Below are 12133 nucleotides of genomic sequence, written 5' to 3' on the forward strand. Positions count from 1 at the left end.
AGCGTCCGCAGGGATAATATACTCCCTATCAAGTGAACATCTATCTACCCAAGACTTCCTAGATTTCATCCAGTCTTTTCTTTCCGCCAAGCAATAATTGTAAACTTTTTTGCATATAAAAAGCCACTCCAGAAGCGTTTGCTCCTGTAGTAGCTCTGGATATATGCGGTACTCGAAATTTAAGTTTATCACTATAGCTAGGCTTACAGATTATTTTGCCTAGAAATATAGTAGCATAGCGTTATTGGTTTGTGCAATATACCTTGGCAAAGATTCATCCCACGCTTGTTTAATTATTTTTCAATCGAAAACTAAGCGTGGGGCTTCTCGCTGATGAGCTAAAAACTCAGTCTCAAAATAACTAAAATTTAACGCCGGGATAGGGTGTATTTAAAATCAGTATTGCCCGTATATCCCGTTAACTCGGCTAAACGCTCGAGGGTTTGAGTGCCTTCGATTAGTTGTCCATCAATTACCCAAGAAGGAAATGCCCTGACGACTCCTTCACACTTTTCAGGCTCACCATTTAAGCCATCTGGGGTACATTCAATATGAGGAACAATATTGTACGCTTCTTCCCCAAATAACTGTTTTTGATCATAACAGTGGGGACACCAGTAGGCGGTATATTTGGTAGCACCGACGGAGGCTAAATGTTGAGCTAGTTCGATTTCCGCTGGGCCCGAAGTGGTGGTAATTTCCCAGCCAATGGGGGCTTGGGGGGCAGTGGTGGGGCGAGGAATGGGAATTTGTTCTCCGGGGGCAACGGCAATATCGTTGTTAGCGGTGGGGGCATTAACGTTGGCATAGACCCCGATCGCCCCTACAATGGTAACGAGGACGACAATGGCACCGATGAATAAAATTTGACCTATATCATCCCAATCATGGCCCACAAAAGCCATGACAAGGAAACTGAGGGAAAATAGGGCAGAACCAATACAATAATAACAAGCGGTTTGTAACTCAAAAGCGAGAACATACATTAAGTAACCACTAAAAGTTGCCATGGCAAAACTGAGGGCAAGAATCAGTAACCAGCTATTGGTTTCTAACTTTTGTCGTAGTTTTTTGTTATTTTCGGGGGAAACGGTGAGGGGGGCAAGGGATAATACTCCCATGGTTAAATAGCCTAACATACCCAATACACTAAGGGGAGGACCGGTTCTGCCGACGGGATCGAAGGGATAGGCATAGGCACTATCAAGGACACTATCACAAGCGCCTCCTGCTTCCCCAGTACAGACGACTTCACCCCCCGCAAGGGAGGTAACGGTTAAATAGGAGGTTAAAATAAGACCCACAAGGGCGATCGCACCTATAATTAAGCGTGAATGTTTTTGTATCCACGGTACATTGCGACGACGACGAATCATAATACTTTCTTTATACTTAGTTATTTATTAGATCTGAATTTTAGCAATTATTATTTATTTCAGGTTACCAGTAGATGAATTATCCATGGTTTGTTTTGCCTTCTCAGGCTTTTGCTCGAGGGCTTCCCCCACCGCCTCCACAAATTGAGATACCCTAGTAGGATCAATAGTTTCATTTATATCACCCTTTCTTTTGAGGGAACTTGCCACAATCACCCCATCAGCAAATTGAATCAATTCACCGATATTATCAATGTCTGCACCACTGCCAATTAATACAGGAGTGCCATTAGCCGCCTGTTGAGCTAGTTCCAAATCCTCCAAGTTAGGGGGTAAACCAGTGGCCCAACCAGAGAGAATCACCGCATCCGCCAATCCTCTTTCGATGGTATCTTTTACCGCATTGGTAAGATTAGGACTACCTAAAGGACGGGCATGTTTTACTAACACATCAGCGAATATAGCTATATCCTGCCCCAATTCTCGGCGATAGCGTTGGATTTCGTGGGCTTTCCCCTCGATCAAACCTTGATCCGTTGCCATGACTCCTGTATAGACATTTACTCGGATAAATTTTGCCCCCACACAAGAGGCGATGGCTAACCCTGTCATAGCATCATTGCGCAAGATGTTTAAGCCAATGGGTAACATTACCAAGCTCATAATGCGGTCAACAATTAACGTCATGGCGCTAATCACCGCAGGATCTACTTTATCCTTAGTAAAAGGGGCATCAAAAAAATTTTCAATAATAATACCATCCACCCCCCCAGCGGCCAAAGCAGTTGCCTCTTGTTCAGCCCTTTCCATGACGGCTTGCAAGTCTCCCCCCCAACGGGCAGAGGTAGGCAAAGGTAGTAGATGGACAACTCCGATGATGGGGTTTCTTTTGCCAAATATTTGTTCAGTTATCATAAAAATTTAATATATAGTCTGTCCTTCTGAGCCGAAGTACAATCAGATTAATTTATCTTCTTAGCAAGTTCTTATTTTAATGGTGCGTGGTAACTTCGCCAAATATTTCTCGACTTTATGACACACAAACGACAAGCTGTTTGATAGAATAGGGCGAATCATTATTTTATTTTCCATAGATAATTGTCTATAAATGAACAAAAAATTTATTATGGGTAAGTGGTTATCTTTTCGCCCATGGAAACTATTAGCTTTATTTTTCGCTTCTTACCTCAGTGTTTTGATGATAGGTGGTTGGACTCTTCCTGCATTTTCCCAGAATGCCCCCGCAGAAATTAGGGGAGTATGGTTAACCACTAGCGATACGGATACGATTTTTGATCGTCCTAAAATGAAAGAGGCGATCGCCAATTTGTCCTCCATGAATTTTAATACTATTTATCCCGTAGTTTGGAATTCAGGTTATGCGCTGTACCCTAGCCCCGTGGCGCAAAGGGCAGGAATACAACCGTTTATCCATAGGGGATTTCAAGGACAAGAGCCTTTAGCCGAATTAATTGATGAAGCCCATCGTCAACAATTGCTGGTATTACCATGGTTTGAATTTGGTTTTATGGCACCTCCCACCTCCGAGTTAGCCCTTAATCATCCTAATTGGTTAACCCAAGCCCAAAATGGAAGCCAAACCACCTCTAGTGCGGCGGGGGAAGTTGTCTGGTTAAATCCTTTTCATCCCGAAGTACAACAATTTATTAGCTCTTTGGTGATGGAAGTGGTTAACCGTTATGACATTGATGGTATTCAATTTGATGATCATTTAGCCTTGCCCGTTTCCCTTGGTTATGATTCCTACACCCGTAATCTCTATCACCAAGAAACCAATCAAAATCCCCCCACTAATTATCGGGATGCGGCTTGGGTGCGCTGGCGAGCAGATAAAATAACTCAATTTGTAGCTAGACTCAATCAGCAAATTAAAGCCCGAAAACCCAATGCTATTTTTTCTATTTCTCCTAACCCTTATTCCACCGCCTATAATTCCTTTTTACAGGATTGGCTAGACTGGGTAAGAAAAGACTTAATCAATGAGTTGATTGTGCAAGTATATCGGGCGGATTTATCTGCTTTTGTGAGGGAAATTAGTAGTCCCGAAATTCGTGAGGCTAGGGAAAAAATCCCCGTCGGCATCGGTATTTTAACAGGGTTGGGCAACCGTATTAAGTCCATTGACTTTATTCGGGATAAGACATTGGCAGTGCGACGAGAAAGGCTGGGAGTCTCTTTCTTTTTCTATGGTAGTATGTGGAATCGAACCCCTGAATCGAAAGCCGAGAGAAAATCTAATTTTCGGGCTCTTTTTCCCCGTCAATCCCATCGCAGCGCCACCATCCTCAATCCTGTACCTCGGTATGGTATTTAATTATTTTCCTGACGGATGGCTTGAATAACCGTATCATGGATTGCCCCATTGGTTACCACTACTCCACGATTATCATTCATTTTCGAGGCAGTACCAAAATCGAGGGGCTTTCCATACATATCCGTAACTTTGCCCCCTGCTTCTTCTACCACGATCGCCCCGGCGGCATGATCCCAAATATTTTCCCTATAATTAGGATATTTTGGAGAAGGTAGGCGCAAATAAAGGGCAGCTTCTCCAGAGGAAACGATACCATATTTAGCTTGGGAATCCACCCGCACTGATTCTGTGGTGATACCGACGGATTGGGCGATGGTATTTTGTAAGGCTTGATTACCATGGCTGGCTTCAACACTTTCAACAAAACGAAAACGGCTTACATCTTGTTTATCTACTACCTGTTGCTTAATCATTTCACCCCCTGCTATGGGCATTCTATAGGCACCTTTTCCCCTTTGGGCGACAAATAGCCATCCTGTTTCCCCTTGGCTTAATGAGAGGGCAGGGCAACCGAGTAGACCTAATTTTACTTCTCCATTTACTATCAGGGCAAGGGCGATGGCGTATTGATCTTGACGTAAAAACCCTTTTGTGCCATCAATGGGGTCAAGAGTCCAAAAGCAATCTCCTACGCTACCATTACCATAGTCTATCCAGTTTAAAACCTCATCGGCGGTGGCGGACGGAATGATATTTTTTACATATCCTGTAATCCTGTTGATAGTATCTACGGATTCAGATTTTCTCAATGCCGTAGCATCTTCTTCGCCAACAATGGGAATATCGGGGAAAGCCTCTTTTAATGCCTTACAAATAAGGGCTTGGGAACCAAAATCCGCCACTGTAACGGGGCTTTTATCTTCTTTTTCGATGGCTTTGGGAATATTTTGTCTTACTTCTTCACACAGTTTAGCGGATTGTTGAACAGAGGCGATCGCAATTTCTTTAAGTCGATTATAGTCCATGTAATTTAGTAAATTATTGATATATGTCTAATAATTATTAACCATAATTGTTCAATATAGTGGCCATAGTGGGCAAAATGAGTCTTAACCATTCCCTAAAGCACAAGTTCAACCTTTTATTGGATAAAATAGTAGTGATTTATGATTTCTGAAAAAATAATCATCAATAATTGAAACCAAAGAAGTTTTTATATTCTGTTAAAGAATAGATTCTGGTTTATTATTTGCTTGTATTTTTCCACTATTTAAATAATTAATTACCTTTATTTATCTATCATTCCAATACAACTATTATAAATAAACATAATCAAGGTTGTTTTACATTTTGCTTTTTATAACTATCTAAATTCTTCTTTAGTTTTATGTATTTATTTTGGTCATTAATTTTATCCTTAGTTGTTATAAATGGTTTCATAAGTTACTTTTTGATAAAGGAAAAAAGAAAGGGAGCAACCTTACAACACACACTAGATTTAAAATCCTATCAAGTTTTATCTTTTCAGGAAAGAAATGAATTACTAAATCAAAAATATCAGTATCAGCAAGTAGTGGTCAAAGAATCAAAAAATCTTGCCCTGATCAAAAGTCCTTATTATTATGGTCATGTGATAAAGGTAATTAATGAGGTGCTAAATATTTCCCATAGCTATTATTTTAAATACCAGACTAAAGAAGATCAATTTAAATTAAAACATATTACAGGGTGGAATCAAAAACAATATAAAAATTTAGTAGTAAATAATAGTGCTAATGAGTTAAATTCTCTTTGGCAATCTGAATATAACTATTTAGTTTACGATAATCTTAAAAATAAAAATAAGTTTAATTTTACATTTCCTCTCAAAGAAGATAATTTAGTGTCTGGGGCTATTTTTTCGGTTATTCATCCTGATACCCAAGAAAAATTAGGAATTTTAGGTTTTTATAGTCCGAGGGAAAATACTTTTAATGAAGATGCCATAGATTTAATCAATAATTTAATTATTCTTTTACAACAAAATATTAGCTTTCTGAGGGAAAATAATACTCTATATTTGTTGGAGCAGAGTATCAATTTTAATTACCATGGTATTGTTATTCTTGATGCTCAAAAAACTGACTATCCTATTGTTTATGTTAATAACTATTTTTTAGAGTTAACAGGCTATACCCAGAAAGATGTTATGGGTAAAAATTATCTTTCTTTTTTTAATCAAAAGTTTCAGGAATACGGTTTATATAACTTAAAAAGTGCGATCACCCTTGTACAAGAAACAAGAATTATTACAGAAAAGTTTCGTCAAAATGGTACAAGTTATTGGGCAGAAATCAATTTATATCCTATCCATAACCAAAGTATTTTAACAAATTTTATTATTATCGAAAAAGATGTTACCGAATTATACCATGACCAAATTTCCTTTAATATTGATACGGGACAATCTAATTTATTTGAAGAAAAGCTAAAAAAAATAAATCAAATTAATTTCAATTTAACAGAAGATATTAGTAATAATTTAAAAGAGTGTTTGATCAATGCTTGTGAAATATTAGGAATGCAAATTGGAGTAATTATGGAGGTATCCGAATATAGATCTTTCATTGCTAGTCAATATTTTTCTTTTTCCGACACCCTATTTTTTGACCAAGATAATTCTTTAATTAATATACTTTCTCGGGAAATATGTTATGAAAAAGATACCATTTATAATGGCTTATCTATTCATTTTAATTCTCTCACAGAAAATAATTTTATCAATAATGTTACAGTAACTAATTATTTAGCTACTCCCATTTGGATTAATGGAGAAATTTATGGCACAATGCACCTTTTTGATACCGAAGATAATATCCATTATTTGAGAGAACAAAAATACTTAATAGAGGCGATCGCCCATAACCTTGGAAAAGTAATAATTGCCGAGGAAAAAGAGCTAGAAAAAGAACATATTAGAATAGCCTTAGAAGAAAGCCAAGAAAGATTAAAAGGGGTATTATTTTCCCTAGAAGACGTTATTTGGTCTATACATCCTCAAACGTTACAGTTAATTTATATCAATACCGCAGCAACTATTTTATATGAATGTGAATTATCATTATTTTTCCAGAAAAGATGTTTTTGGTTAGACTTAGTACACCCAGAAGATAAAGAAAGAGTCAAGGATTATTACGCTAAAATTTTAAATATTGCCATTCTTGATAATGATGCTAATAGCCATGATATAGAGTATCGTATTATCTCTTATAACGGAGAAGAAAAATATGTGCGAGATAGGGCTTACTTAGTATTTGATAACCAAAATAAATTACTTAGAATCGATGGTATTATCACCGACATAACCAAAAAATATTTAACTCAAAAAGCCCTCAAAAAAAGTCAGCAAGAATTACAATTAATATTTGACTTAGCCCCCATTGGTATGATGATTACCAACAAAAAAGGTATCATTCAAAAAACTAATAACTCTTTGTGCAAATTACTTAATTACTCTGCCTCTGAGTTGATTGACAAAGACGAGAAAATACTACATCATCCCGATGACGTTTCCAGCAATTACTTTTTCCTCCAAAATATTATAAAAAATAATCAAACCCAATATACCCAAGAAAGAAGATACATCAGTAAAAACGGCACCGTAATTCACAGTATCGTTGACATCACCATATTACGTAATAGTAAGGGAGACATTGTACAACTCATTCAACAAATAGTTGATATTTCCGAAATCAAAAATATGCAAGAACAAATTTTGCATAATAGTATGTATGATGACTTGACAGGATTGGCGAATCGTTTCCTCTTAATGGATAGACTCGCTCAAACCCTCAAAAGGTGCGATCGAAATCCTAGCGAATTATGTGCCATACTGCTAGTGGATATTGATAATTTTAAGAAAATAAACGATACCATCGGGCATCATATCGGAGATCAACTTTTAGCCACCATCGGCAGTAAAATAGCATCTTGTGTCAGTGAAAAAGATACCGTAGCAAGAATTAGCGGTGATGAGTTTGCCATTCTCTTAGAAGATTTACAATCCCCCAACCAAGCCAGAAAAGTAGCCGAAAGCATCATCAATATTTGTGATACCAGCTATCAACTCGAAAATAATTATATAGCTTCTTCTGTAAGTGTAGGTGTTACATTAAGCTCTATTGGGTATAAAAATGCTGAGGAAATGGTCAGGGATGCTGATTTAACCATGCACCAAGCCAAAACCATGGGCAAAAATTGTTATCAACTATTTAAACCCATTATGCACACAGAATTAGTGCAAAAATTGCAATTAGAATCCTATCTACGGCAAGCATTAGACAACAAAGAATTAGAGTTATTTTATCAACCCATTATTGATTTAAAAACAGGAAAAATAGCAGGATTTGAAGCCCTAATTCGTTGGTTTAATCCGACATTAGGATTTATTTCCCCTGTGAAGTTTATTCCCATAGCAGAGGAAAATGGCTTAATAATATCCCTTGGAGACTGGATATTTCGCACCGCTGCCCATCAAGCTAAATTATGGGAGGATAAATACCCAAATCTTAATTTATCCATTGCCATTAATGTTTCTAGTAAGCAGTTATTAGAGCCTGATTTCCTTGTAAAAATAGATCGTTTTTTGACGGAAACAGGAGTAAATCCTACGAGAATTAAATTAGAAATAACCGAAAGTGTTTTAATGGATAATTTCCATACAGCTAAATATATTCTTGATAATATTCAATCACGAAATTTAAGAATTTCTTTGGACGATTTTGGCACGGGCTATTCGTCTTTAAGTTATCTACATACTTTACCTTTTAATACCCTTAAAATTGACCGAGCTTTTATTGAGTCCATCAATGGAACAACCCCTAGAAATGCTATTGTGGAGGCGATAGTATCCCTTGCCCATAATTTGTCTCTTGATGTGATTGCAGAAGGTATTGAGTTACCTATTCAGGAGGAGGTTTTAAAGGAAATGGGTTGTGATTATGGTCAGGGTTATTATTATTCTAAGCCCATGGGAGCTTCTTTGGCGGATGCTTTTATTGAAAAATGGGGTGAGTAAACTATTCTTGGGGTTTAATTGTTGTGGATTACACCACCGTGTAATGAATTACACGGCTAATAAATCAAACTCAATCAACAGTTAAATTTTTTGAGGGCTTGGAATTATCCATTTTGTTGCAAAGATTCTAAACGGGCAAATTCTTGATCAAATATTTGTAGATCAATATTATCATCTTCTTGTTCAAAGAGCGATCGCCTCAGTTGCCCCAAATAGATAGGATAAGTAAAACCATCTCCATGATATTGCGCCCTTGCCCTAACGGTTAAATTTGCATCCCCATCGGTGGCACTTCTACCATAGGAAAATAAATCAATGGCGGCTTGTTGGAGGGTGGCTTCCAATTGCTCTTTGGTAATATCAGTGGATACGGCAATTACTGCCTGATTCGCCCCATTATCATAGACGAGGTTAAATCTGACGGCATTGGGAATGCTAGGGCGCCCAAATAATCCTAAATTGAGTCCAAATAAACCAATGGTTAAGACTATCATAAAGCCCGTTGCCCCTACAAAGCGGAAACGAAAACCCCATTTAAAGATAAATCCGAGGATGGCTAAAAGAAAAAATGCGATGGTGCCATAGGCAGACCATAATGTATAAGTGGCAAAATCTAATGTAGATTCCATAAATATAATTGATAATTGATAGTTGATAGTTGATAGTGGATAATTAAGGCAACAGGTAAGAGTTAATGGAATTGTTATCAATAAAATATCTGCTTATTTTGAAACCTCGTAAGATAAAGATCAAACTTTGCAAAAAATTTATTTGACAACAACCCGAATAATTGTCCACTGTCAATTATTAACTCCTGATGCCTACCTAATACCGAGGGTTATGCTTCGTTTAAAGCGGCGATACCGGGTAATACTTTACCTTCTAGTAACTCTAAACTAGCGCCACCACCTGTAGAAATGTGGCTCATTTTTTCAGCTACTCCTACTTTTTCTACCGCTGCTACGGAGTCTCCGCCGCCGATGATAGTAATTGTACCACCTTCGGTTAATCCTGCTAGGGTATGGGCGATCGCCTCTGTACCTTGAGCAAATTTATCAAACTCAAATACCCCCATAGGGCCATTCCAGATTACACTACCACAATCAGCGAGCGCATCTTGGAAAGTTTTCACAGAATCAGGACCAATATCTAATCCCATCCAACCATCGGGAATACTATCAATGGCAACGGTTTTGGCATTGGCATCAGGGGCAAAATTATCCGCTACTACCACATCGGTAGGTAATAAAAATTCCACACCCCTTTCCTTTGCCTTAGCTTCTAAAGCCTTAGCCAATTCTAACTTGTCTTCCTCTACCAAAGACTTACCCACAGCCAAACCACGGGCTTTGTAGAAAGTGAAAATCATGCCACCACCCACAATGAGTTTATCGCATTTTTCCAATAAGGTTTCAATTACCCCAATTTTACTAGAAACTTTAGAACCGCCAATAATAGCTACTAAAGGACGTTTAGGCGCTTCGATGGCTTTTTGTAAAAATTCTAATTCTTTTTCGATTAATAAACCAGCAACGGAGGTAGAAAGATGGTGCGTAACCCCTTCCGTGGAAGCATGGGCGCGGTGGGCAGTACCAAAAGCATCATTTACATATAAATCAGCGTTACTAGCCAATTTTTTAGCAAATTCAGCGTCATTGGCTTCCTCTTCCTTATAAAAACGGAGGTTTTCGAGTAATGCCACATCACCATTATTTAAACCATTTACAGCGGTAGTAACAGCCTCACCGATGCAATCATCACATTTAACAACATTTTTACCCAACAACTCGGATAAACGTACACCCACAGCGGTTAAACGTAAACTTTCTTTTACCTCACCCTTGGGGCGCCCCATGTGGCTACATAATACAACCTTCGCACCCTTGGAGGTTAACTCGTTAATGGTAGGTAACGCTGCCCTAATGCGGGTATCATCGGTAATTTTGCCCCCATCCATGGGTACGTTAAAATCAACCCTAACTAATACTCTTTTTCCTTCTAAGTCTGATGCGGTCAAATTCGCAATAGTTTTTTTTGCCATGGATATATGTCCTTTTGTTTATCAGAAATTTAATATATTTAAAGTAAAAAATATTACTCTTTGCAAATTTTACAATGACACTGGACAATACACAATTGATACCTATGAAGCATCGACAAAAAAAAGACAGGAAAAGTACATCTCCTGCCTCATTATTCTGAAAACTAACTCCATGGAATTAACAAATCATTATCAATTCTCAATTACCCTAATATCCTTTATTGAGGGCAAATTCCACTTGTTTAAATTCTTGACTTAAGCGTTTTTTGAGCTTTTCGGGAATGGGGCGATTTCCATAGGAAGTATAGTAACCAGCTAAAGAGTTAAGGGCAGTTTGCATGGTGGTAAAAGATTTTAAGCCACCGTAGTTAGTATTTTTGCGATAGCGGGAAATGTAGTCGTTAATTTGTTTTTTGGTTTCGCTTTGAATTTCTTTTTTCTCTTCGATGGCAATGTCTGCAGGAAGGGCGATCGCCGCTTGGACTTTTTCTAGTACAGTCATAGTATCTTGGGTATAATTACCAGTCAAACCAGTGGTACTACCACAACCGACTAAACCTACCACTACCACAAGAACTAAAGCTAAGAGCTTAGAAAAATAGGACTTTATAATCATAAAATTATTTAATATTATTTTATTATTGACACTTTACTGATTTTACCAGTATTAAACCCATTTTCCAATTCGATCAAATCAGACTATTTTCCTACCCAAAAACTTTAATATTGTCGTCAAAACTCAACTTATTAGTCCATATTCCTAACCAGTGATGGCAAGATATTGGTATGATATTACAAGATTTAATACACATTATATATTCTAGTTATAAATACCCATGTCAACCACTATTACTACAGGATGGACAACGGCAGAAATAGAAATCAGTGAAAAAGTTTTAAAAAAAGCCTATGAGCGAGAGACAAAAACTCTAGTTCGACAAGTTCAAGAAAAAATCCATAATCTAAATGATATGGAAGAACTTTGGGAAATTCATGATCTTCTTAGTTCAAAACGCTATGATCTTGATGGGAAGTACGATAACAGAGAACCCATGTTAGTTTTTACCTTTGCCCAACTATTAAAAGAAGGTTGGATAAACATAGAAGAATTGGCAGGAATAGATAAAGGGAAACTAGCCCAAATATCTTCTTTAGGCAGAATGTAGATTAATACTGGTGGGTATTTCCCACCCTACACTCTCGCATTTGTTAAGGTTGAATAAAATTCTCTACGTTACCAATACTTTTACCAAAAATAATGGGTCTAAAGCCTCGCCCTTTTAGGGGGACTTGAACAAACAAAAGGCGATTAGCCTACTCTTTTAATCTTATTCTCCTTATAAAATCTCTCACTACCTCTGTTTGATTTCTCCCTGTTTGTTCAC

10 protein-coding genes are annotated in these 12133 nt (G+C 37.5%); 3 read left to right on the top strand and 7 right to left on the bottom strand.

The genetic code is table 11. From position 1 onward, the window contains the following. From ACXITR_RS10290 to btpA, 3 genes are all read right to left on the bottom strand, one after another. Window positions 1-192, bottom strand: a 192-nt coding sequence (locus ACXITR_RS10290; RefSeq protein WP_457997138.1) for a helix-turn-helix domain-containing protein, incomplete at its 3' end; no start/stop codon positions are given. A gap of 176 nt (window positions 193-368) precedes the next feature. Further along, window positions 369-1376 (bottom strand): vitamin K epoxide reductase family protein, encoded by a 1008-nt coding sequence (locus ACXITR_RS10295; RefSeq protein WP_457997139.1) that lies wholly within the window; start codon window positions 1374-1376, stop codon window positions 369-371. A gap of 54 nt (window positions 1377-1430) precedes the next feature. Next, on the bottom strand, window positions 1431-2291 hold the full coding sequence (btpA, locus tag ACXITR_RS10300) for a photosystem I biogenesis protein BtpA (RefSeq protein WP_457997140.1): 861 nt from the start codon (window positions 2289-2291) through the stop codon (window positions 1431-1433). Window positions 2292-2484: 193 nt separating this feature from the next. On the opposite strand from btpA, the gene ACXITR_RS10305 reads away from it, so the two are divergent. Continuing rightward, window positions 2485-3711 (top strand): family 10 glycosylhydrolase, encoded by a 1227-nt coding sequence (locus ACXITR_RS10305; protein WP_457997141.1) that lies wholly within the window; start codon window positions 2485-2487, stop codon window positions 3709-3711. On the opposite strand, the gene ACXITR_RS10310 is transcribed toward ACXITR_RS10305, so the two are convergent. Beyond that, window positions 3708-4676 carry a 3'(2'),5'-bisphosphate nucleotidase gene (locus tag ACXITR_RS10310; RefSeq protein ID WP_457997142.1) on the bottom strand — a complete coding sequence of 323 codons (969 nt, stop codon included), beginning with the start codon at window positions 4674-4676 and terminating at the stop codon, window positions 3708-3710. The two genes, ACXITR_RS10305 and ACXITR_RS10310, sit on opposite strands and share 4 nt — an antisense overlap. Before the next feature lie 425 nt (window positions 4677-5101). Between ACXITR_RS10310 and ACXITR_RS10315 the strand changes: the two genes are divergently transcribed. After that, window positions 5102-8707 carry an EAL domain-containing protein gene (locus ACXITR_RS10315; protein WP_457997143.1) on the top strand — a complete coding sequence of 1202 codons (3606 nt, stop codon included), beginning with the start codon at window positions 5102-5104 and terminating at the stop codon, window positions 8705-8707. A 104-nt stretch (window positions 8708-8811) separates the two neighbouring features. On the opposite strand, the gene ACXITR_RS10320 is transcribed toward ACXITR_RS10315, so the two are convergent. The 3 genes from ACXITR_RS10320 to psb27 all read right to left on the bottom strand — a co-directional run bounded on the left by ACXITR_RS10320 (window position 8812) and on the right by psb27 (window position 11364). After that, window positions 8812-9336: a DUF2518 family protein gene (locus tag ACXITR_RS10320; RefSeq protein WP_457997144.1), complete on the bottom strand. Its 525-nt coding sequence runs from the start codon at window positions 9334-9336 to the stop codon at window positions 8812-8814. A gap of 209 nt (window positions 9337-9545) precedes the next feature. Then, a complete protein-coding gene (locus ACXITR_RS10325; RefSeq protein ID WP_457997145.1) occupies window positions 9546-10748 on the bottom strand; it encodes a phosphoglycerate kinase in 1203 nt (400 codons plus the stop codon). A gap of 208 nt (window positions 10749-10956) precedes the next feature. Continuing rightward, entirely contained in the window at window positions 10957-11364 is a 408-nt protein-coding gene (gene psb27 / locus ACXITR_RS10330) for a photosystem II protein Psb27 (RefSeq protein ID WP_457997146.1), read from the bottom strand. Between the two features lie 220 nt (window positions 11365-11584). On the opposite strand from psb27, the gene ACXITR_RS10335 reads away from it, so the two are divergent. Then, window positions 11585-11914 (top strand): hypothetical protein, encoded by a 330-nt coding sequence (locus ACXITR_RS10335; protein WP_457997147.1) that lies wholly within the window; start codon window positions 11585-11587, stop codon window positions 11912-11914. The last annotated feature ends 219 nt before the right edge of the window (window positions 11915-12133 follow it).

It is taken from the genome of Cyanobacterium sp. (assembly GCF_054166785.1).